General features: G+C 53.8%; 19 protein-coding genes. 4 read left to right on the top strand and 15 right to left on the bottom strand.

What is annotated here, in order from left to right; translation table 11 throughout:
- Nucleotides 1-6 precede the first annotated feature (6 nt).
- Nucleotides 7-708 carry a post-transcriptional regulator gene (locus tag HMPREF1207_RS30645; protein WP_009671934.1) on the bottom strand — a complete coding sequence of 234 codons (702 nt, stop codon included), beginning with the start codon at nucleotides 706-708 and terminating at the stop codon, nucleotides 7-9.
- A gap of 182 nt (nucleotides 709-890) precedes the next feature.
- On the opposite strand from HMPREF1207_RS30645, the gene spoVB reads away from it, so the two are divergent.
- Nucleotides 891-2,462: a stage V sporulation protein B gene (gene spoVB / locus HMPREF1207_RS06130; protein ID WP_009671924.1), complete on the top strand. Its 1,572-nt coding sequence runs from the start codon at nucleotides 891-893 to the stop codon at nucleotides 2,460-2,462.
- A gap of 64 nt (nucleotides 2,463-2,526) precedes the next feature.
- Here the strand turns inward: spoVB and HMPREF1207_RS06135 are convergent, their stop codons facing one another.
- Both HMPREF1207_RS06135 and HMPREF1207_RS06140 read right to left on the bottom strand, forming a co-directional pair.
- Nucleotides 2,527-3,216 (bottom strand): DUF421 domain-containing protein, encoded by a 690-nt coding sequence (locus HMPREF1207_RS06135; RefSeq protein WP_009671932.1) that lies wholly within the window; start codon nucleotides 3,214-3,216, stop codon nucleotides 2,527-2,529.
- 83 nt (nucleotides 3,217-3,299) lie between these two features.
- Nucleotides 3,300-4,619 (bottom strand): SLC13 family permease, encoded by a 1,320-nt coding sequence (locus HMPREF1207_RS06140; RefSeq protein WP_009671945.1) that lies wholly within the window; start codon nucleotides 4,617-4,619, stop codon nucleotides 3,300-3,302.
- 119 nt (nucleotides 4,620-4,738) lie between these two features.
- Between HMPREF1207_RS06140 and HMPREF1207_RS06145 the strand changes: the two genes are divergently transcribed.
- On the top strand, nucleotides 4,739-5,131 hold the full coding sequence (locus HMPREF1207_RS06145; protein WP_009671936.1) for a TIGR04086 family membrane protein: 393 nt from the start codon (nucleotides 4,739-4,741) through the stop codon (nucleotides 5,129-5,131).
- A gap of 93 nt (nucleotides 5,132-5,224) precedes the next feature.
- Nucleotides 5,225-6,070: a phosphatase PAP2 family protein gene (locus HMPREF1207_RS06150; protein ID WP_009671935.1), complete on the top strand. Its 846-nt coding sequence runs from the start codon at nucleotides 5,225-5,227 to the stop codon at nucleotides 6,068-6,070.
- An 89-nt stretch (nucleotides 6,071-6,159) separates the two neighbouring features.
- Here the strand turns inward: HMPREF1207_RS06150 and yajC are convergent, their stop codons facing one another.
- From yajC to HMPREF1207_RS30535, 5 genes are all read right to left on the bottom strand, one after another.
- Nucleotides 6,160-6,480: a preprotein translocase subunit YajC gene (yajC, locus tag HMPREF1207_RS06155; RefSeq protein WP_009671943.1), complete on the bottom strand. Its 321-nt coding sequence runs from the start codon at nucleotides 6,478-6,480 to the stop codon at nucleotides 6,160-6,162.
- 19 nt (nucleotides 6,481-6,499) lie between these two features.
- Nucleotides 6,500-7,636 (bottom strand): tRNA guanosine(34) transglycosylase Tgt, encoded by a 1,137-nt coding sequence (gene tgt / locus HMPREF1207_RS06160; protein ID WP_009671939.1) that lies wholly within the window; start codon nucleotides 7,634-7,636, stop codon nucleotides 6,500-6,502.
- Between the two features lie 20 nt (nucleotides 7,637-7,656).
- On the bottom strand, nucleotides 7,657-8,778 hold the full coding sequence (gene queA, locus HMPREF1207_RS06165; RefSeq protein ID WP_009671925.1) for a tRNA preQ1(34) S-adenosylmethionine ribosyltransferase-isomerase QueA: 1,122 nt from the start codon (nucleotides 8,776-8,778) through the stop codon (nucleotides 7,657-7,659).
- Between the two features lie 9 nt (nucleotides 8,779-8,787).
- Nucleotides 8,788-10,860 carry a SpoIID/LytB domain-containing protein gene (locus tag HMPREF1207_RS06170; protein WP_009671938.1) on the bottom strand — a complete coding sequence of 691 codons (2,073 nt, stop codon included), beginning with the start codon at nucleotides 10,858-10,860 and terminating at the stop codon, nucleotides 8,788-8,790.
- 270 nt (nucleotides 10,861-11,130) lie between these two features.
- Nucleotides 11,131-11,253, bottom strand: coding sequence for a hypothetical protein (locus HMPREF1207_RS30535; protein WP_269212165.1), 123 nt, complete (start codon nucleotides 11,251-11,253; stop codon nucleotides 11,131-11,133).
- A 122-nt stretch (nucleotides 11,254-11,375) separates the two neighbouring features.
- Here HMPREF1207_RS30535 and HMPREF1207_RS06180 point away from each other — a divergent pair, with 122 nt between their 5' ends.
- Complete coding sequence (locus HMPREF1207_RS06180) at nucleotides 11,376-15,635, top strand: S-layer homology domain-containing protein (RefSeq protein ID WP_009671942.1); 4,260 nt, start codon at nucleotides 11,376-11,378, stop codon at nucleotides 15,633-15,635.
- A gap of 411 nt (nucleotides 15,636-16,046) precedes the next feature.
- Here HMPREF1207_RS06180 and ruvB read toward each other — a convergent pair whose 3' ends face one another.
- From ruvB to HMPREF1207_RS06210, 7 genes are all read right to left on the bottom strand, one after another.
- The gene (ruvB, locus tag HMPREF1207_RS06185) at nucleotides 16,047-17,051 is read right to left on the bottom strand and encodes a Holliday junction branch migration DNA helicase RuvB (RefSeq protein ID WP_009671941.1); all 1,005 of its coding nucleotides are present in this window, start codon (nucleotides 17,049-17,051) and stop codon (nucleotides 16,047-16,049) included.
- 18 nt (nucleotides 17,052-17,069) lie between these two features.
- The gene (gene ruvA / locus HMPREF1207_RS06190; RefSeq protein ID WP_009671933.1) at nucleotides 17,070-17,696 is read right to left on the bottom strand and encodes a Holliday junction branch migration protein RuvA; all 627 of its coding nucleotides are present in this window, start codon (nucleotides 17,694-17,696) and stop codon (nucleotides 17,070-17,072) included.
- Nucleotides 17,693-18,196 carry a crossover junction endodeoxyribonuclease RuvC gene (gene ruvC, locus HMPREF1207_RS06195; protein ID WP_009671937.1) on the bottom strand — a complete coding sequence of 168 codons (504 nt, stop codon included), beginning with the start codon at nucleotides 18,194-18,196 and terminating at the stop codon, nucleotides 17,693-17,695. The genes ruvA and ruvC overlap by 4 nt, the downstream gene beginning before the upstream one ends.
- Nucleotides 18,197-18,475: 279 nt before the next feature.
- The gene (locus tag HMPREF1207_RS06200; protein WP_009671928.1) at nucleotides 18,476-18,898 is read right to left on the bottom strand and encodes an organic hydroperoxide resistance protein; all 423 of its coding nucleotides are present in this window, start codon (nucleotides 18,896-18,898) and stop codon (nucleotides 18,476-18,478) included.
- Nucleotides 18,899-19,095: 197 nt separating this feature from the next.
- Complete coding sequence (locus tag HMPREF1207_RS06205; protein ID WP_009671929.1) at nucleotides 19,096-19,773, bottom strand: BofC C-terminal domain-containing protein; 678 nt, start codon at nucleotides 19,771-19,773, stop codon at nucleotides 19,096-19,098.
- On the bottom strand, nucleotides 19,727-19,903 hold the full coding sequence (locus HMPREF1207_RS29660; RefSeq protein WP_170318603.1) for a hypothetical protein: 177 nt from the start codon (nucleotides 19,901-19,903) through the stop codon (nucleotides 19,727-19,729). The genes HMPREF1207_RS06205 and HMPREF1207_RS29660 overlap by 47 nt, the downstream gene beginning before the upstream one ends.
- 85 nt (nucleotides 19,904-19,988) lie before the next feature.
- On the bottom strand, nucleotides 19,989-20,660 hold a 672-nt coding region (locus HMPREF1207_RS06210), incomplete at its 5' end, for a hypothetical protein (protein WP_016423507.1).

A 20,660-nucleotide genomic window follows, 5' to 3' on the forward strand; every position in this document is an offset into this window, starting at 1 on the left:
AGCCGATCAGGACCTTCGATACATGCTTAACGTCAAATAATTCATAAACTGATTAGGTTTAAGCGACAAAATATCGTTGACAACCTGATGAAGCGGCGGCAGACCTTTCTTCTTATACCTGTCGTTTATGCACTCCCAGATTTCTTCCCCCTTGACATGCTCGTAACCGATCATCTGGAACTCCTCCGCCTTGCTGAGGCATAAGCCTTCGATCATCTCGTTGAGTTCCCGGTCGGTGAGACGCTCGGGTTCGGGTTCCTCTTCCGTGCTTGGCACAACCGGGGTATCAACTTCCCCTTCGACCGCCATGTCGAATGCCGGCTCCGCTTCCACTTCAAACGAATCGGCAGGATCGATCACGACCGCTTGCACGGGTTCGGCAGCAGCCGCCGTTTCATCCATGGAGCTGATTTCCACAACCGTTGACGTTTCTGGCGCCTCGTCTGTTTCGGCTTCACGCCCGGATTCATGCAGCGTTCCGCGGCTTTCTGGCCGTCCGTCCGCGACATCCGCTTCTTTGTCTTCTTCTATTATCTCTTCGGGTTCCAGCATCGTTTCCAGGGACTCCGCTTCGGCCAGCGCTTCCGCTTCAAGAAGTCCTTCCGGCAACAGCGGGGCTTCCGTTTTTTCTTTGGCGTCTTCCGGGGCCCCGGATTGCTCCTCTGCCGCGGCTGATGCCGTCTCCAATTTGTCCGTTTCCGAATTCATATTTATTCCCCCCTTAGCTGCTGTAACGGCAACGTACACGTTCTGTTCCTTACTTGCTATATTCGCTTACAAAAACGGGTTTTCCTGCATCGCCCGGCCCCTATCCCCAAAAAGTTTGGCATGAGCTTGGCCATTGCCCGCATATCCTCTAGTAGAACCCGTTACGGAAGAGGGAGTGAACGTTGACCAAGCAGTCTTTTCTAAAAGGGACGATGATTTTGCTGGCCGCAGGCATCGTAAACCGGATCCTCGGTTTCATCCCGCGGATCACGCTTCCCCGGGTAATCGGCGCCGAAGGTGTCGGCCTCTATCAGATGGGCTGGCCGTTCCTGATCGTTATTCTTACGATTGTAACGGGAGGCATTCCCCTCGCCGTATCCAAACTCGTGGCCGAGGCGGAAGCCGAGCGCAACTACCGCCGTTCGGCGCGCATTCTTAAGCTCGCCCTCACGCTTTCCGTGAGCATATCGGGGATCTTTACCGCAGTCTGCATACTGGGGGCGCGCTGGATAACCTCCCATCTGCTGACGGACGAGCGCGTCTATTTTACTTTTCTCTGCATGAGCCCGATTATACCGATTATCGCCGTATCCTCGGTTCTCCGGGGCTATTTTCAGGGAAAGCAGGACATGATCCCCACGGCGACTTCCCAGACCATAGAGACGCTGGTGCGCATCGTCATGGTTCTTCTCTGCTCCTTCGCCCTGCTTCCCTACGGCATTTCATGGGCGGCCGCCGGCGCCATGATCGGCGTCACCATCGGTGAAATCGCGGGCATGCTCGTGCTCCTCATCCATTACAAGCTGCAACGCAAGAATAACATGCCCGTGAACAAGGCGCAGATCGGCACAAGCGCCGCGCAGGGCCGGATGACCCAACTGCGCCGTCTGCTGACGCTTTCCCTGCCGATTACGGCCAGCCGCCTCGTGGGGGCAGGCTCCTACCTGCTCGAATCCATTCTCATCGCGCACAGTCTTGCGGCCGCCGGTATCGCCACCGCACTCGCGACCGCGCAGTACGGCGCCCTCCAAGGGATGATCATTCCGATCATCCTGCTGCCGAGCGCCCTGACTTCCTCGCTCTCGGTTTCGCTCGTTCCGTCGCTCAGCGAGGCGGCGGCGCGCAAAGATCTGAAGACCATTCACAAACGCATGCATCAGTCGTTACGCCTGGCGCTTGTTACGGGCGCTCCTTTCGCCGTCATCATGTATGTGCTGGCCGACCCGCTTTGTCTGCTCATGTACGGGCAGAAGGACATCGCAGTCATGCTTAAAATGCTGGCGCCGGTCGCGATTTTCATCTACCTGCAGGCTCCTCTTCAAGCCGCGCTGCAGGCGCTGGACAAACCCGGCAGCGCGCTCATCAACACGCTGATCGGCTCCCTCATCAAGCTTCTGCTGATCGTATGGCTGGCGAGCAAACCGGAGTTCGGCATACTCGGCGCCGTTATGGCCAGCTGCGTGAACATTGTCCTGGTCACCTTCCTCCACGGGTTAAGTGTGCTGCGGCATCTGAAGTTTACACTGCGCGGCAGCGATGTGGCCAAAGTGTCCGCCGCCATGGGCATCGCCTCCTTATGCTGCTACGCCGTTTACCGGTCCATCGGCAGCCTGCCCGCCGGTGTCAGTTTCCTCCTCGCCTCGGCTGCCGCCTTAACGGCCTATCTGGCGGCCGTAACGGTGCTCAAAATCGTTAACAGATCGGACTTGTCCCGATTGCTTACACTCGGGCGGAAAATCATCCGCAAACCTTGATCCGCCGCCCCATACGGAAAAGCCGGTACGCACAGATTCTTGTGCAGTCCGGCTTTTTCATTGTTTAAACCCGGTCCTTTTTATCCACATACAAATAACCCCGGTGATCGACGGAACAGAAGAAAACTTCCTTGAAATCGGCTATCCCCTTCTTCTTAAGCTCGCTCTTGAGCCAGAAACGGGTCTGGCCCACTTTTTGCAAATTATCTTCCTGGACTTTACCGTCCATGACCAGAGCTACGGGCAGCCCCGCATAACGGATGCGCCCGCTCTCGACCGGTCCCATTTCGGGCTTGCGGCTGGGATGATACTTTTCGACCACACTCAGCTTACCGGATGGCTCCAGGATAGCGAATTCGACATCGGCCACGTTCATAACCTTGTGCTGTCTCAGCTGCATCATCAGATCATCGAGGTTGTAGCGCTGTTTGCGCATTTCTTCGCGGTTAAGCTTCCCGTGTTCGATCAGGACGCTGGGACGGCCTTCGAATAACGTGCGGAAACGCTGGCTTTTGAGCGTAATGAACGCCATCAGCAGTTGAATGAGCACGAGCGTAATCATCGGCACCATTCCGTTAGCCATGGGCATGCGTATGTCTTCCAGTACAAATACGGCAATTTCGGCAATCATAATCGAAATTACCAGATCGAAAACCGAAAGCTTGCCGATTTCGCGTTTCCCCATAATACGGAGCATGACGAAAACGACAAAATAGATCATAACGGTGCGTAAAAAAATCGTCAGCAGTTCCATGGTATCCTCCCGGAAGGTCCGTTCTCGGAGTTTACCTGGTAGTCTGACCGCCCCTCTTCCCCTTCATGCGGCCCCGAAGTCCCTCAATTGTTGCCAAACCAGAATCCGACTAAATACAGGGACGCCAGGGTAAGTGAAAATAGAGAAAACGGCACCCCGATCCGTGCATATTCCCGGAAGGTCAGCCCGTTTTTCCGCGAGCAAGCGACTCCGAAGGCCAGAAGACTGGAAAAAGAACTGAAGCTGGTCGCATTGGCGCCTAAGTGGATGCCCGAAAGCAGGACATACCAGAGCCTTCCCGCATGATCCGGAGAGACGGCCTGCAATTGTTCACTCACAATCTGAACGACGGGAACGGAAAATGCGGTCCAGGCCGTCCCGTCCGAAAAAGCCGCGCCGACGGCGGACATCCAGAGAACGGCCAGCACGGCCCGCTGATCGTCTCCCGAGCTTGCCTTCATCAGCCACCCGGCCGCGGTCTCAAGCACGCCTGTCTGGACGAGAGCACCGGCGATAAGAAGCCAGCCGGCAGTCAGCGCAAGGAGCGGGACAAAGCCGGCCGCGAAACTTTTGAGGCTTCCCCGTCGTTTAATTACCGATCGGAACAATAGGGCTGCACCAGCTCCGGAAATCCAAATCAGGTCAAGACCCGACAGATCGGCACAAATATATGCCAGCAGGATCAAACCCAGGGCGATGGCCGGATTGCGGATATCCCCCTTGCTTCCATCCATACCGGAAGCCGCGGTTTGAAGCTCCCGGAGCCTTTCCGTGCCTACCTTCAGCTTATCGGCATACACCGTCCGGATCATCAGATAAGCGAGAACAAGCAGAACGGCATGGAGGGGACCCAGCACGAGCCAGACGCCCGTCAGGCCAAGTTCGCCTGCAGTCCCGATCAGCCGCGCCGGCATGGTTCCGGCAACGGAGAGGCCGCTTCCGAGGTTGCAGGCCAGCATCATGCCGATTACGAACGGAGAAGGCGGTATTTTCCAGGCTCTCGTAAAAGCCAGGAGAAGCGGTAGAAGAGCCGCCATGGCGGTTAATCCGTCCAGAAGTGCCGACGCGGCGGCGGCCAGCATCATGGACATGGCCAGCATCTTTTGCGGATTCGCCGAAGTCAGCCGGTAAAATCTTACCGCCGTCAGTTGGAGCCATCCCGCTTCTTCGATTACGGCGGCGATTATTCCCATGGTCAGCGCAAGCGCGAGCGCCCTCCACGGGACGGTCTCTATCACGGCGGCTGGGGGACCCGCAATTCCGGCCGCCAATAAAACAGCTGCTCCCGCCAGCGGAAACCAGGCGCGGCAGCGGACAAATTTCAGACCCAGACCTACCGCCATCAGGGCGACGACTGCAGCCGCTGCTGCCTGCCAGCCGGCATTCTGCACAGCTTCATGCATCTTGTTCCCGTCCCCCTTTCCCACGGAACCGCGTACAAGCGGAACCTGTACTATTCTTATGAACAGGTCCATAGAATGATGATACCGAAATGTTCTTAAGGGAAAGGGAGGATTATGTCATGATTCCGATTAATAAGGTGAGCCAGGTCCGTCTATCTTCGCCATTTCTTTCCGGCCTTCTCTATGCGTTCATTATGCTGGTTGCGGGAACTGTATTAACGTCGCTGATCCTGCTTCTCAGCCGTACGCAAGAGTCTTCGCTTTCCACCCTGGCTTATATCACACACGGGCTTTCCGTTTTTGTAGGAGGCTGGGTTGCGGGTAAACGCGCGGGCCGCAAAGGCTGGTATTACGGCGGCATGCTGGGCATTTTCTATGCGCTGATCGTCTGGACTATCGGCTTCCTTGCGGTTGATACCGCATTCGATCTGAAAACGCTAGTCCTGGCCGGATTCGCTTTCGTTGCCGGTGCGCTCGGCGGTATGATCGGCGTTAATTCCAGCAGTAAATAATGGAGCGACCCCTGAAATTGCACACCTACTACTCCGACTATGATATAATATCTTAGTTCTCTTATACCTTTTTGAATTTTAGGGGGAAATGCAATGTATCCGTTACAATCCATGACCCACGCAACCGTATATATTGTGATTTCCATCTACGTTCTCCTGTACTTGTCTTTGCGGAAAAATCCGTTTTTTGTCGCAGGAGCATTCGTACAGGACTTTTTCACAAAGCGGAAGTTTTTCTTTCATTTTGCGGCGGTCATGGCTATTCTCTTTTTCAACAAAGTCGAGCTTTGGATTGAATCCAAAATGCACTACACAGCCGATTTCACGGCAAAAATACACGGGCTGGAAGGAGACTTCGTAGCAGGTTTCCAGCACTTGTTCTATAACAATACCGTCACTCTGGTTACCAGTATTTTTTATGTGATCGTATTTCCCTGTCTCATGATCGTATCGATTCTGATTTATACGTACCAGAAGAAATACCGTCTTTTTTATGCGCTTTGCTATACGGTCATGATCAATTACATCATCGCCATTCCGTTTTATTTGTTCTTCCCCGTCCAGGAAGTGTGGGCGTTCCATCCCAACGTAAAGCTGCTGATCTTGGAAGTATTTCCTAAATTCGAAGCGGAATACCGGCCTTTGTCCGGGCTCGACAATTGTTTCCCGAGCCTGCACACTTCCATTTCCGTTTCCATGGCGCTGCTTGCCAGCCGTTCCCGGAACCGGCTTTGGAAATGGTTTTCCCTCCTCAGCTGCGTGGTGATTATCTTCTCGATCTTCTACCTGGGAATCCACTGGCTGACCGACATGTGCGGCGGTGTCCTTCTCGGTGTGTTCGCGGCCCGTCTCGGCCTGAGCATCAGCGAAGAGCGTCCGTTCTTCAGTAGAGTTCTTCTGCCGCAGCGCAGGCTCCAGAAGCAGGAAGTCAGCGAATAATTGGTGAAGTAGCTTGCGGATACGTAAAAAAGGCGAGTTCCTTAGACCGGTCGGTCGAGGAACTCGCCTTTTGTGTATGTGATTCGCTCTTATTTTTTCTCTTCTGCAACCGCGCTGCTCGTTACAACGGTGTTAATCGCGGAACGGTCGAATGTCATTTTGGTCGCATCGTTAACGCGCAGAACGACGATGTCATCGGTAATCTCCAGGATCGTGCCGTGCAGGCCTCCGATTGTAACGATCTTGTCGTTTTTCTTCAAGTTAGCCAGCATCATGTTGCGGGTTTTCGTCCGCTTCTGCTGCGGGCGGATCAGCAGGAAATAAAGAACCAGGAACATCAAAATAAGCGGAATGTACGTCACTAAGCTTCCGTACGGACTAGCATTGGCTGCTGCGGCCAGATTGGACATCGTTGAGATCCTCCTTCAGTTAAAAACCTTTGTCGTTGTCGTGAAGACCATACTTTGTAAAAAACTCGTCCCGGAAATCGCCGAGGCGATCTTCGCGGATGGCTTGTCTGACACCCCTCATCAGTTCAAGCAAAAAATGCAGATTGTGGTACGTGGTCAGCCGGATGCCGAAGGTCTCGTCAGCCTTGATCAGGTGACGGATATAGGCGCGGCTGTAGTTCGTGCACGTGTAGCAGCTGCACTCCGGATCAAGCGGTCCGAGATCGTCGGCGTGTTTCGCGTTGCGGATAACGAGACGTCCGGCGCTCGTCATCACGGTGCCGTTGCGGGCGATCCGTGTCGGCAGTACGCAGTCGAACATATCCACGCCGCGGATAGCGCCTTCGATCAGTGCGTCGGGTGAACCCACTCCCATCAGGTAGCGGGGCTTCCCGGTCGGAAGCAGCGGTGTCGTGCATTCCAGCATCTCATACATGAGGTGCTTAGGCTCGCCTACGCTCAATCCTCCAATAGCATACCCCGGGAAATCCATGGAAGTCAACTGCTCCGCGCTCTGCTTGCGCAAATCGGCGTACATGCCGCCCTGCACGATCGCGAACAGTCCCTGATCGCCCAGACGGGCATGACTCTTCAGGCAGCGTTCCGCCCATCGGGTCGTACGCTCCAGGGAGTCTTTCACATACTCGTAAGTCGCCGGGTAGGGAGGACATTCGTCGAAGGCCATCATAATATCGGAGCCGAGCGCGTTCTGGATTTCCATGGCTTTTTCCGGCGAGATAAAGAGTTTGTCCCCGTTCAGGTGGGAACGGAACTGCACGCCTTCTTCCGTAATTTTACGGATATCGCTTAGGCTGAATACTTGAAAGCCGCCGCTGTCCGTTAAAATCGGGCGGTCCCAGTTCATAAATTTATGAAGGCCGCCTGCTTTTTTCACAAGCTCATGGCCCGGCCGGAGGAAGAGATGGTACGTGTTGCTCAAAATAATGTGAGCGTCCATCGCTTTCAGTTCTTCCGGGCTCATCGTTTTTACCGTCGCCTGGGTGCCTACCGGCATGAAAGCCGGCGTTTCGATCACACCGTGCGGAGTATGTACGCGACCGAGCCTTGCCCCGGTCTGCTTGCAGGTCTTGATATGTTCATAAGTAACCGCAGCCATAGTTGTCTTCCCTTCTGGATTCAATAAATAAACATCGCGTCGCCGAAGCTGAAAAAGCGGTACTTCCGCTCCACGGCTTCGCGGTAAGCGTTCAAAATGCTCTCCCGGCCGGCCATGGCGGAAATCAGCATCAGCAGCGTCGATTTAGGCAAGTGGAAATTCGTCAGCATCGCATCGACAAGCTGAAACTCCACGCCCGGATAAATGAAAATGCTGGTCCACCCGCTGCAAGCGCGAATGTAAGGCTTCCCGCTGTCCGTATGGACGGAGCCGCCTTGCGCTTCCGATGCCGACCGCGACTGGCGGGCCGCGGTTTCCAGCGTTCTCGTCGAGGTCGTGCCGACCGCGACGATGCGGCCGCCTGCGGCGGTCGTCTCGTTGATGAGGTCCGCCGTTTCCTGCGGAAGCTCATAGTACTCGGCATGCATCTCGTGCTCTTCCACCTTGTCGGCGGATACGGGACGGAACGTCCCGAGCCCGACGTGAAGAGTCACGAAGGCCAGACGGATGCCCCGGCTTTTTAGCTTGTCGAGAAAATCGCCGGTAAAATGCAGGCCGGCGGTCGGAGCGGCAGCGGAACCCGCATGGCGGGCATAGACCGTCTGATAGCGCTCCTTCTCGGGCAGCTGTTCCTTAATATAAGGAGGTAGCGGCATTTCTCCCAGCTTATCCAGGATCTCGTTAAAAATACCTTCGTAACGGAAGCGAACGGTGCGCGCTCCCATCTCCCCTTCGGCTTCGACCACCGCCGAAAGCGGTGCTTCCTTCGGAACGACCGGCGTACCGTCCGCAGCCGTCTCCGGCTGTACACCGAACAGCAGCTCGGTGCCGGTTTTAATCCGCTTGCCGGGGCGGGCCAAAGCTTCCCAGCGGTCCTCGCCCAGCGGCTTGAGCAGCAGAAGCTCCACTTTGGCCCCCGTGTCCGCCTTCACGCCAAAAAGCCGGGCTGGAATGACTCGCGTGTCATTCATCACGAGCAGATCCCCGGCTTTCAAATAATCGGCCAACTGTTCAAACGTATGATGAGCGATGGCGCCCGACTGCTTGTCGAGCGTCATCAGCCTGGACTGCGTCCGTTCCAGGAGCGGTGTCTGGGCAATCAATTCTTCCGGCAAATCGTAATCAAAATCTTGTACGTCCATTTATGTCTCTCATTCCTTAGTCGTCCAAACTCCGGTATAGTAAGTTTGTAAAATTTCGGTGTAGGTTTTCCCCTGTTCCGCCAGACCTCTGGCTCCCCATTGGGACATGCCGAGTCCGTGCCCGTTGCCTGTCCCGCGGATCACGAAGCCGGCCGCGCCCGATGCGACGCTGCGCACCTGGCTGTCCGCTCCCATGACGAACAGGTCGGCCCCCGCTTTTTGCGGTTTGGCCTGGGTTCCCCCGATAACCTGGACAGAACCCGCCGTTTGAGCGGTCGGTTTACCGTCTGCACCAACTATAGTATACCTTCCCGGTTCCTCAATTTCAAACAGGGTACTGGGCAGGCCGCCCAAAACATTTCGCAGGTCGTTCGGGTATTTGACCTTCACCACTTCCCCGTTTGCTTTCAGCTCGGTAGCTCGTCCGGACGGTCCTCTTTTGCTTACTTCCAGCGACTGGAGAGGTCCGTTCAGCTTGACTCCCGCACCTGTGAGCAGCTTCTCCATCTGGGCGCGGTCGTACACCCTGAACCAGCTGTAGGAATTTGACTCCGTCACCTGTTCCAGCAGGGTGACACGCTCCTTGTCCTTAAGCTGGGCGACTGCCGGAGAGCTGGCGCTGTCCGTGCTCGGCAGCGTGCGGACATTTACGCCTCCTTGCGTGGATGCGGCTATTTCAAGACCGGCCGCGCTCTTCTCGCCCGTTTTCTTCAGGTAAGTGCCGCTGACATAGCCGGTCTCTCCGGAAAGCAGAGCAACCCGGTACCAGACAGGCTTGCCTTTAGCCGCCCCCTCGTCGGGACTGGCTACGCTTTTCAGATAGGGAACCGCATTGCCCCAGATTTCGGAAGCGTCGGCAGTCTGCCCGCCGGAATTGGAGGAGTACAAAGGATCTCCGATAATCCCCGACTTGTCCACCAGCACTTCACCTTTAGTCGCATCGACCGCCTGACGGACGATCTCGGCTTCGCGGAGCATTCCTCTATAAGCTTGGTCTGTAGTCGAATCGCTAAGATGAGCGATGCCGTATTTCATCCCTTTTTTAATCGCAAACGTACGAGCGGCAACCGCCTGCGCTTTCAACGCTTCCAGCGGAAAGCTGCCGTCCATCTCGGAGCTGACCACGGAGTACAGGTACTCTTCGAACGGAAGCTCGTTAACAAGTGCGAATTTGCCGTTGTAGCGGCTGATTTCCATGCTGCCCCGGTAGACCTGATTCGACTTTTCGGTTACTTTGATTCCGGCACCGTTGCCGTCAAGCCAGGTTTTCTGCGAGCCCGCACCCGAGAAATAATGGGGAACCGCCGCTGCAGCGGCCGTGGCGTCCGCCCGTTTGATCAGGTACGCCGATGCCGTATCGGCCGGCTGCAGGGCTACGCCCGGCAAAGCGGCTTTGACGGCGGCCAGCCCGGCCTCGTCCGCCTCGCCGCCTACCCATACACTGTACCCGGCTTGTCCCGAACCGTCCGACGTCAGGACGACGTCGGCGTCCGCTCCTGCCTGGGAGACGGCCGCAGCCTGCTTCTCCGCTTCGGCGGCCGTGGCATACGTGCCGGCAGACCAATGCAGAGGCCCGGACAGAACCGCTTGCGCGGAACCGGTAGCCTTGACCGCTTTGGCTTTCGCCGCGTTGGCCGTTTCCTTTGCCGCATAGCTGCCGTAGTATACCTGATACACGGCAGCTCCCTTTTTGGAGCGGTTGATGATGTAGGCGCGATCGGAAGGCGAGCTCTGGAGCTTGTCGTAAGCGGCTTTCGCCTCACTCCAGTTCGCCGTTTCCAGCACGCGGACCCCGTAACCGTCCAGGGAGGCTTTCAGGGTTGCGCCGCCCTCCGCCGCAAGGTTCACAACCCCGGCGGGGGTACGCACTCCCAGCTTAAAGCCTTTGTCCGATGAGAGGGTGACCACCTGCTCGGGAGTACGGTAGCTTTCATGTTCGATAAAAAGGCCGACCCGAATCGTATCGAGTTTCGGAACCGCTGCTTGTAGCGGGAGCGCGGCGCTGCCGAACAATCCCGCTGCCAGCACCAGCGCCAGCAAGGCGGCCGTGACCACTTTCCAGCTTATCCGGCTGTTCTTCATAGGTGCAAACAATCCTTTCCGTTTGGGGATATGAGTCTGGTAAATGAATCCAACTCTAGTATTCTATCAACTATTAGACGCAGTTTTCAACGATAAGTTGTGACAAAATACGGCAAAAGTCCGAATACCGAGCCGGGTGTCTATATTTTTATATCGGCTAACGGATGCGTAAATGCAAGAGCTGTTTGGGACGAATGAAGGCCAGCCGGTGCTTTCGGCTGGCCTTCTAAATTTCTGTCTATCAATGAGTGCTTTGTAACTGACTCCGTTTTACACGTTCACTTGCACAATAAGGATAAATCCGAGAGCAACGACGTTTACATGAGAAAGAATGAGCGATTCCGCCTCGGTCGCAAGCACGATCCAGAAGCGCTTGTTTACTAATCCATTCATATTTCCGTCACAATTGTATCGTTCATGGTCGAACTTTATCGTTTTTTGGAGGAAAATGCTGGATAAAGGCGAATCAATTATTGGAATAATCATCCAGTCATACTGCGAAAGGTGTTGAAGCAATGAACCTGAAATTGCGCAAACGAAGATTAACCCCTATGTTTTTGGCTTTCCTGCTTTTCTTTTTATCTGTTATGCCGGTGCCGTTTGGCATTAACAAGGCTATGGCCGCAACGAATTGGCAGCCGATTGGGAACTCTACAGTCGGTTTAAATGTGGACGTTACACAAGAAACGTCAAGTCCCAGTCTCATTCAATTTAACAACGAAGTTTACGCAGCGTGGTCTGAATCTGTGGGCTACACCCAGAAAACGATTCATATCAAAAAGTATGACGGTACGAAATGGGACTATGTTGGCGGAGGCGTTGGCTTCCATGCTAATCCCTCAGCTACCGCAACTGGTCCTGTCATGACGGTTTACAATAATGAACTATACATAACATGGTATGAATTATCGAACATAGGTAATCAGATAAGAGTCAAAAAGTATAATGGTTCTAATTGGACCTTTGTAGACGGCGGAGGCAGCACCGGTCTGAATATGAATCCTCCCGCTGTCGCGTATATCCCTCATCTAGTTGTCTATAAAAACGAACTCTACATTATATGGGTCGAGGATACCAATGGATATTATCAAATCAGAGTAAAAAAATTTAACGGTTCGGTCTGGACATCGGCAGATGGCGGCGGTGACGACGGATTAAATGCGAACCCTTCATTGCATGCGGGTTCCCCCGCGTCAGTTGTATATAACGGTAACTTATACGTATCTTGGAGTGAAAGCGACTGGCCTAAATCCCGAGTGCGGGTCAAAAAGTACGACGGCTCAACTTGGTCTTTTGTCGACGGGCCTAACGGTTTGAATAACAACGATTCTTCCTATGCAGAAAGCCCTAGTCTGAAAGTATTTAACAACGATTTGTATGCTGCATATTCTGAAGATAACGGATCGGGAAAACAACTCCGGGTAAAGAAGTTTGACGGATCGAGTTGGGCATCTGCTGATGGCGGCGGCAGTGTCGGATTAAATGTGAACGCTTCGAAAAATGCAAGGTTCCCTATTTTGGATGTTTACAACAATACACTTTACTTGATTTGGTCGGAGGTAAACGGCAATAATTTTGGCGGAGAAATCCGGGTTAAAAAATATGACGGCAATAATTGGGGTGAGGCTAGCCAGGGCATTTTCGCTATGAATACGTCGCAGCCTAATGCAATGCATCTCCAATTGTCCGCAACTCGTGATAGTCTATACGCTGCTTGGATTGAATTTAACGGCTATCAGAACCAAGTCAGGGTCATGAAGTATGATGGTGCCACATGGTTACCCGCTTATGAAGAGATTAATGTCGGGTTAAATGGAAATCTAATAGACGCATATGATCCTGATTTAAAAGAATATAATGGTGAACTATACGCCGCATGGGTCGAAGCAGGGAAGATTAAAGTTAACAAATATTCCAATGGAATCGTTTTGCCCGTATCTGAGTCCCAAGGCTTGAATGTGGATCCGACAAAAGAGGCTGCAAGTCCGAAACTTGCCGTATTCCAAAATCAGTTATACGCATCCTGGATAGAACGCGACAATGCAAACGTCTGGGTACTGCGTGTCAAAAAATTCGTGGACGGATATACTTGGATAAACGACGAGGATTGTTGCAGAAACGGATTAAACGCCGATCCTCGCAACGAAGCTTTGTTCCCTAATCTATTGACAACGGATGACGGAATGTATGCGGTATGGGCCGAAGCAGGCAGTGTGGGATACGACATTCAAGTGAAGAAATTCGATGGAACCTGGAGATCGCTTGGTCGAGCCGCTTCGCATACGTTCGGCGATCCGAGCTTAGCCATGTTCCAGAACGAATTATACGGATCTTGGTTAGAGCTGAACGGGAACAGTTACCAAACGAGAGTTAAAAAGTTTAATGGACAAGAGTGGGTATATGCAGATAACGGAGAGGTTGGCGGTACCGACGACGTTTCCAGCTCTTTAATCGTGTTCAATAATGAATTGTACGTGGTGTGGGGTGAGAACAGCAGTGATCGAATTCTTCTGAAAGTAAAGCGTTTCGACGGAACCAGATGGGAGTCGGTTGAGAACATTGCGGATTCCAGCGGGGGTAAAAGTCTCTCTGCTCTGAAGGTATACGGCGATACACTGTTTGCGACTTGGACGGAATGGACTGGACGGGCCGAACGAGTACGCGTTAAACAGTTTAACGGTACAAGTTGGTATGCTGCTGACGACGGCGGTGCGAACGGTCTAAATGTGGATTCATCGAGACGGGCAGTAGCTCCTGTTATGGAAGTACATAACGGTGATCTTTACGTTTCCTGGTTTGAATATAACGGGGTGTCTAACCAAATACGAATGGCTCGTTATACGGGAGCCATTATCCCGCCCGATCCGTCGGTACCACCGGTTAATCCGGTAATTCCGGCGCCCCCGACGGGACTTGTTGCAACACCGGGAGACGGACAAGCGTTCTTGCAGTGGGATAGTGTTACAGGCGCTACTTATTATCAGGTATACCAAGGAACATCACCGGGCAGCTACGGCTCCTCCTCGGCAGTGACGGTGAGCGGAGCCACTTACTCTACTCTCATTACCGGCCTCTCGAATGCCTCAACCTATTATTTTGCGGTTCAGGCAGGCAATGCGGATGGAGTCAGCCCGCTTTCGGCAGAAGTGAGTGTCATGCCGCAGGCGGGTCATAAAACAGATTTGCACACATTGGCTTTGTCTCAGGGAACGCTTACCCCTGCTTTCGATTTCAGGACTCTCGCCTACACGGCCGAAGTTCCGAACAGCGTCTCGTCGTTAACGGTGACCGCTTCGGTTTACGATCCTCTTTCGACGCTAAAGGTGAATGGAGCGGCAGTTCTGAGCGGTCAAAAGAGCAGCCCCATTAATCTTGCTGTAGGAAGCAATATCATCTCTGCTGAAGTGACTGCAGCGGACGGAGCGACGAAAACTTATATGGTTAACGTAACACGGGAGGCCGCATCCTCGTCATCGGGAGGAAATTCGTCCGGTTCCGACAATTCTCCGAGTACGCCAAGCGGCGGCCAGACGACGATTGATCAAAATGCTTCCGGTACCGTAACATTCGAAAACGGTCAAAAAGTTATAAACGTATCCGTTGATGCTGCCAAGCTGGTCGAGCAGCTTGAGAAGGGTGGAGACAAACAAACATTCGTCATCCCCGTAAATCAAGACGCGGATAAAGTGTCTGTGACTCTGAACGGAGACGCCGTGAAAGCAATGGACAACTTCAAACAAGCTGTGATTGCTATTGAGACGCCTAACGGCAGCTACAAGCTGCCTGCCGCACAGATTGATTTTGCTGCTCTATCGGCTCAATTCGGCCAGCAAGTGAAGCCTAGCGATCTTTCCATACGCGTGGATATTGCGAAGAGCGAGGCGACCAAGGTAAACTTCATTGGATCAGCGGCGGATAAAGGTCAATTCACGGTCATGGTTGCGCCTGTAGATTTTACGGTTTCAGCCACTTATAAGGACAAGACGGTAAGTATGGACCAATTCAGCAAATTTGTTGAGCGTGAAATTCCGATTCCTAGCGGCATCGACCCTAGTAAAATCACGACGGCAGTCGTTCTGAATGACGATGGATCAATTCGTCAAGTACCGACGCGCTTCATAACCCGCGGTGGCATCCATTACGCGGTTGTGAAGAGCTTAACCAACAGCACTTATTTACTGATCGCGCATCAGAAGACATTCGCAGATGTGGAAGAACATTGGGCGAAAGACATTATCCATGACATGGCATCGCGGATGGTGGTAAACGGTGTTGACGATACGCACTTTGCGCCTAACGCACCAATCACTCGGGCAGAGTTCGCAGCAATTATCGTCCGGGCACTGGGCATGGACAATAAAGGAAAAACCTTGGCCTTTAAAGATGTAGCTGCAACCGATTGGTTCAATCCTGCGATTGCAAAGGCACAGGAATACGGCATAATTGACGGCTATGAAGACGGCAGGTTCCAGCCTGAGAAGACGGTTACTCGTGAGGAAGCAGCGGTCATGATGGTCAGAGCCATGAAACTCGCGGGTTTGGAGCCAAACGTTAATGATGCAGATATAAAATCCGTTCTGTCCTCATTCGCTGATGGTGCTTCGGTTGATGCATGGGCCAGACAAGGCGTTAGCGCAGCCGTGAAAAGTAAGCTGATCAACGGTACAGATACCGGACTTCAGCCCAAGAGAGATATTACGCGAGCCGAAAGCACGGTGCTCATTCATCGAATGCTGGAAAAAACTGAATTAATTGACGGCGTTCGGACGAAATAAATTTCTCGCTTCGACGAACTAGTTAATGAATAAACCCGGAAAGTTGACTCATTCGAGTGCAACTGCTCCGGGTTTGTTTTTTTGTTTTCCATACTCCCCCAAAGGGACAGGCAGCCTCGAACGCCGGGAATATTCATACCAATAATTACAGATGGAAATTTTCAATGCATCAAGGAGGAACAAGTTTAAGCCAATCCGAGGGTTTAGGTATGAAAAAAAGTACACGCACAGACCTGTACCAAAGGCGCGCAGTCTGTGCATGTACGTTATGTGTGTGGTTATACTGCCGGCGAGCATACGACCTAGCGGCTTCAAGACTTAAGCTTAACGCCCCATATAGATTTGCTCCCGGAACACAAGGTTGGAGCCATCACTCTGATTGCCGATCCACCCGAGAGCAGCCTGCACCGGTTAATTTTGCTCCGGAATCGGCAGCCCCAAATGGCTGTACGCCTGATGCGTGACCATCCGTCCGCGGGGAGTCCGCTGCAAAAAGCCGATTTGCAGCAAATAGGGCTCATACACGTCCTCGATGGTCTGGCTTTCCTCGCCAATGGTGGCTGCGATCGTATCAAGTCCGACCGGGCCTCCACGGAACGAAGTAATGATCGCTCTCAGCATTTTGTGGTCGATCTCGTCAAGGCCGAGATCGTCCACCTGAATGTGCCGGAGCGATTCGCGGGCCAGATCGACGGTAATGATCCCGTCTCCTTTGACCTGGGCGAAATCGCGTACCCGCTTCAGCAGCCGGTTCGCGATACGCGGCGTGCCCCTGGAGCGCATCCCGATTTCGCGCGACGCCTCTCCGACGATCTGCACCTGGAGAATGTCGCAGGTGCGGCTGACGATATACGACAGCTCGTCGACGGTGTAGAATTCCAGCCGGCTGATTACGCCGAAGCGGTCCCGCAGCGGAGCCGACAGCAGCCCTGCGCGAGTCGTCGCGCCGATCAGCGTGAAGGGCGGCAGATCCAGCCGTACGGAACGCGCGCTCGGCCCCTTGCCGATGATAATATCGAGCGCAAAATCCTCCATCGCCGGATACAACACTTCCTCCACCGTCCGGTGGAGGCGGTGGATTTCGTCGATGAACAGCACGTCGCCTTCCTGCAGATTCGTCAGAATCGCAGCGAGGTCGCCGGGCCGCTCGATAGCGGGGCCGCTCGTCGTGCGGATATTGACGCCAAGCTCGTTGGCGATAATATTCGACAGGGTCGTTTTTCCGAGCCCCGGAGGTCCGTAAAGCAAAACGTGGTCAAGCGCCTCTTTGCGCATTTTGGCCGCTTCGATATAAATCTTGAGATTTTCCTTCGCCTGCGTCTGTCCGATATATTCCGCCAGGTACCGGGGGCGCAGGGAAAATTCCACGATCTCGTCTTCCATCATCAAGTTCGCGGATATAATACGGTCTTCCATCGTCATCTCCCCCAAAACTTACATTTGAAACAGAGCCTGGAGGGCTTGTTTCATGATGACATCGGCAGGATCGGTATCCTTAACCTTCGGCTGGATGCGGGACCACGCGCGGTCCGCTTCCGCTTCCGTGTAGCCGAGCGCGAGCAGACCCTGCTTGACTTCGCCCCAGACTCCCTGGGTGCCGAATTCATCCGACGGGTCCACTAAGCCGAACGAAACGGCCAGATCGCGCTCCGTAACCGGCAGTGCGCCCAGCTTTTCTTTCAAATCAAAAATAAGCCGCTGTGCGGTTTTCTTGCCGATACCCGGCAGCTTGGTAAGAAAAGCGATATTCTCCTGCTGGATAGCCGCGACTACCGTTTCCGGGCGGCCTCCGGCAAGAATGCCGAGCGCGACTTTGGGCCCGATGCCGCTGACATCGATAAGCTGCCGGAACAGCATCTGCTCCTCCCTTGTCGGGAAGCCGAACAGCAGGTGTGCGTCTTCGCGCACATGATAATGCGTATACAGCGTGACATCGGCGTCTTCTTTCAATCCGAACGCGTACGGGTTGGCGCAAAAAACGCGGTAGCCGACTCCGTTCACGTCGAGAACGACGTATTCCGTTTCACGCGCAGCTAATTTGCCTCTTAAGAAATCAATCATCGTTTGGTAACCTCTTTGATTTTATCGTGCAGCGTGGATGAATGTGCGTGGCAGATCGCTACGGCGAGCGCATCAGCCACGTCATCCGGCTTCGGTATCGCGGACAGCTTAAGAAACATGCGGACCATTTCCTGCACTTGGATTTTCTCCGCTTTGCCATAGCCGACAACGGCCTGCTTAACTTGGAGCGGCGTGTATTCGCCGACGGGTATTCCGCGCTGAACGGCTGCGAGTATAATCACGCCGCGCGCCTGGCCGACGGTGAAGGCCGTCGTCACGTTCCGGTTGAAGAACAGTTTCTCGACAGCCATCGCGTCGGGTTTATATTTGTCTATGAGCTGGCAGGCCGCATCATAAACCTGCTTTAGCCGAAGACCCGGATCGGTATGGGCCTCGGTTTGTATACAGCCGTACTGAACGGGCGTTAGTTTGCTGCCGGTCTTGTCGATAAACCCGAAACCGACGATCGCAATGCCCGGGTCGATTCCCAGAATACGCAAAAGAAGTTCTCTCCCATCCCCTGTATGCCCCAAAAAGCGAACATATGTATCACTTTCCATTATAGCAAATTCTCGCCGAAAGGGATAGCGTGTTTAAAGGCTGGACAAACCGTAAATATTCTCCCACTTGTTCGCGGTCTGTCCGCCGTCTGAATTACAGGTATGTTCCGAACATCTTCGGTCCAATCCTGAACTAAATAGAAGTCCCGCAACAACCCTACCGCTCTTGCAACAATAAAAACGGCTCCCTCGCGGAAGCCGTCTCGTTTCGCTGTAAATTTACGCTTGGACAACATCGATAAACACGTCGATATTGTCCCGTGTAGCCTTCGAATAAGGACAGACATGGTGTGCGGCGGCGACCAACTCGTTAGCCGTTCCCATTTCCACCCCGGGAATGCTCACATTGAGTTCGACAGCCAGCTTGAAGCCCCCGTCCGCCTCGTCTTTACCGATCGTTACGTGAGCCGTCACCTGTGTTTCGGAACGGATCTGTTTTTGGCGCATCACAAGGTTCAGGGCGCTGTCGAAGCAGGCCGCGTAACCCGCCGCAAAAAGCTGCTCGGGATTTGTTGCCGCTCCGCCGGGACCGCCCAGCTCTTTGGGCATTTTGACCTCCAGGTTCAGCACGCCGTCATCCGAAGTTACTTTCCCGTTCCGTCCGCCTTGGGCCGTTGCTACCGCTGTGTATAAATGTTCCATGGTCAAACACCATCCCTTTAAAAGTTTGAAGTGGAGGCGCCGCAGGAGGCGCTTCGTTGTCTGATTGAATAATAACACACTATTACATTGTACACAATATAATTTTACAAAATATATATTCACACAAAAAAGCTCCGCCTTCAGAGCGGAACCTTTTAAAGAATTTGTTGAAAATGCCGGCCTGTCCCGTAACAGCTTTAGTAATTGGGCGACATCGCCTTTTCGCTCTCCTGTACGGCATAATCGCTGAATGTGGACAAGACACTGTTGAACTCCGCCACATCCGACACCCGTATTCCTTCGTGAAGCTGATGGACCGTTTCTTTGGGCAGGGTACTTTCGAGGTATTGGATATTGAGCTGGAAAAAAGTACGGATCACTTTATCATTGGCCGGCAGTCCGTCAAACAAAGACAAGTTTCCGCTCTCGTCTACGCCGAAGTAAGCGCTCTGTTTGCATTTCGGCGACAGATCGTCGATATGCTGGGTAAAGATGACACTTCCCCCGGAATTCAAGCTTACAATCCAGTCGGGGTGTTCTCCGTTCAAAGCCGTAATCTCCTCCGCGGATTTCAGCCCCAGCTCCTGCTGTTCCTCTCCGCATACATACGAGCGCTGTATATAAGTCAGCCGCTGACCGCCTTCAGAGCGGATTTGCCGCAGCGTTTGTTCCTGCTGCGCTTTCAGAACCCGATCGATTTCCGGCGCGGCAGCTTGTCCGAGCGGTGCGCCGGCTTCCCGGTAAGCCGGCTTGGGGAATTCATAGGCAATCAGCAGGTATGCGGCTGCGGCAAGCAGAACGTAACTGCCGAATATCAGCCGTTTGCGTTTAAGACGGATTTTTTTCTTCAATTGCTTCAGCAAGTTGAAAACCATCACGGCAATCCCCTTCTATCCTCTGTTTTCCCTTATTGTTCCCCCAGCCGAAAAGCTTATACATGTATTTCCAGCGGGCAGGATGCGAGGCTGCGGGCAGGAAATTCCAAGACCTTTTCGTTGTAGGCATAAAAGAAAAACTCCGGCGTCCCAGAAGGAATCGCCGGAGCGGAAGCTCACTATTGCTTGATACGCAAAGCCTGTAAGCAAAGGTCTTAAACATTCATCCAAGGAACATTTGCACTAACCGCCTGTTTGGGCGCACTGCGGCCCGCTTTGCGGATGACCGTGCGTGCGGAGCTCTTGGAAGTTTTGGCCTTTTTGGGAGCGGACGTTTTCTTGGCCCTGGCCTCAGGTTCGAAGAAGGAGCCCGATTCCTCTTCCTCATCGACCAGATGAATCCGGGCTTCGTTTTCTCCGGTTCCCTGTGCGGATTCCCGGAGGCCCTCTATACGGTTAGCGGTCTCCTGATCCTGCGGACCCGAAACGGCGTAAGCCGGCTGAGGAAACTGGGCGTAGGGATTCACCGCTCCTTCCTGCTCGGTCCCGTAGCCGTACGGGGCAAGAAACGCGGGTGGGCAGATCCGTTCCCAATCCGGCTGGCCGTAACTTGTAAACGGCGTGTACGGCGATTGTTGCGCGCCACCGGCATAAGGAGCGAAGCCGGACGGGAATGTCTGGAAGTTTGCCGCTTCCGGTGCCCGACCGTGCCCTTTCTTGGCTCCCCCGCAGCCGCAGCCGCAATCTTTCTTGCCCGTCATTGGAGGGATAGACGCCAGACCGGCCGTAAAAGCCTGCGGCCCGTAAGGCTGCGGCGCAAAGCCTTGCGGCCAGACGCCTCCCTGCTCATAGCCTCCGGGCATGTATTGGCCATGATCCGGCTGCTG

Source organism: Paenibacillus sp. HGH0039, assembly GCF_000411255.1.
GTDB lineage: Bacteria > Bacillota > Bacilli > Paenibacillales > NBRC-103111 > Paenibacillus_F.

Excerpts from the sequence above, each read along its gene's own strand:
- ruvB (WP_009671941.1), bottom strand. The coding sequence starts at position 17,051 with ATGGAAGACCGTATTATATCCGCGAACTTGATGATGGAAGACGAGATC.
- tgt (WP_009671939.1), bottom strand. The coding sequence starts at position 7,636 with ATGGCTGCGGTTACTTATGAACATATCAAGACCTGCAAGCAGACCGGG.
- HMPREF1207_RS30645 (WP_009671934.1), bottom strand. The coding sequence starts at position 708 with ATGAATTCGGAAACGGACAAATTGGAGACGGCATCAGCCGCGGCAGAG.
- ruvA (WP_009671933.1), bottom strand. The coding sequence starts at position 17,696 with ATGATTGATTTCTTAAGAGGCAAATTAGCTGCGCGTGAAACGGAATAC.
- HMPREF1207_RS30535 (WP_269212165.1), bottom strand. The coding sequence starts at position 11,253 with ATGAATGGATTAGTAAACAAGCGCTTCTGGATCGTGCTTGCGACCGAG.
- HMPREF1207_RS29660 (WP_170318603.1), bottom strand. The coding sequence starts at position 19,903 with ATGCCTACAACGAAAAGGTCTTGGAATTTCCTGCCCGCAGCCTCGCAT.
- HMPREF1207_RS06145 (WP_009671936.1), top strand. The coding sequence starts at position 4,739 with ATGATTCCGATTAATAAGGTGAGCCAGGTCCGTCTATCTTCGCCATTT.
- HMPREF1207_RS06150 (WP_009671935.1), top strand. The coding sequence starts at position 5,225 with ATGTATCCGTTACAATCCATGACCCACGCAACCGTATATATTGTGATT.
- yajC (WP_009671943.1), bottom strand. The coding sequence starts at position 6,480 with ATGTCCAATCTGGCCGCAGCAGCCAATGCTAGTCCGTACGGAAGCTTA.
- HMPREF1207_RS06205 (WP_009671929.1), bottom strand. The coding sequence starts at position 19,773 with ATGGTTTTCAACTTGCTGAAGCAATTGAAGAAAAAAATCCGTCTTAAA.
- queA (WP_009671925.1), bottom strand. The coding sequence starts at position 8,778 with ATGGACGTACAAGATTTTGATTACGATTTGCCGGAAGAATTGATTGCC.
- HMPREF1207_RS06135 (WP_009671932.1), bottom strand. The coding sequence starts at position 3,216 with ATGGAACTGCTGACGATTTTTTTACGCACCGTTATGATCTATTTTGTC.
- HMPREF1207_RS06140 (WP_009671945.1), bottom strand. The coding sequence starts at position 4,619 with ATGCATGAAGCTGTGCAGAATGCCGGCTGGCAGGCAGCAGCGGCTGCA.
- HMPREF1207_RS06200 (WP_009671928.1), bottom strand. The coding sequence starts at position 18,898 with ATGGAACATTTATACACAGCGGTAGCAACGGCCCAAGGCGGACGGAAC.
- HMPREF1207_RS06170 (WP_009671938.1), bottom strand. The coding sequence starts at position 10,860 with ATGAAGAACAGCCGGATAAGCTGGAAAGTGGTCACGGCCGCCTTGCTG.
- HMPREF1207_RS06180 (WP_009671942.1), top strand. The coding sequence starts at position 11,376 with ATGAACCTGAAATTGCGCAAACGAAGATTAACCCCTATGTTTTTGGCT.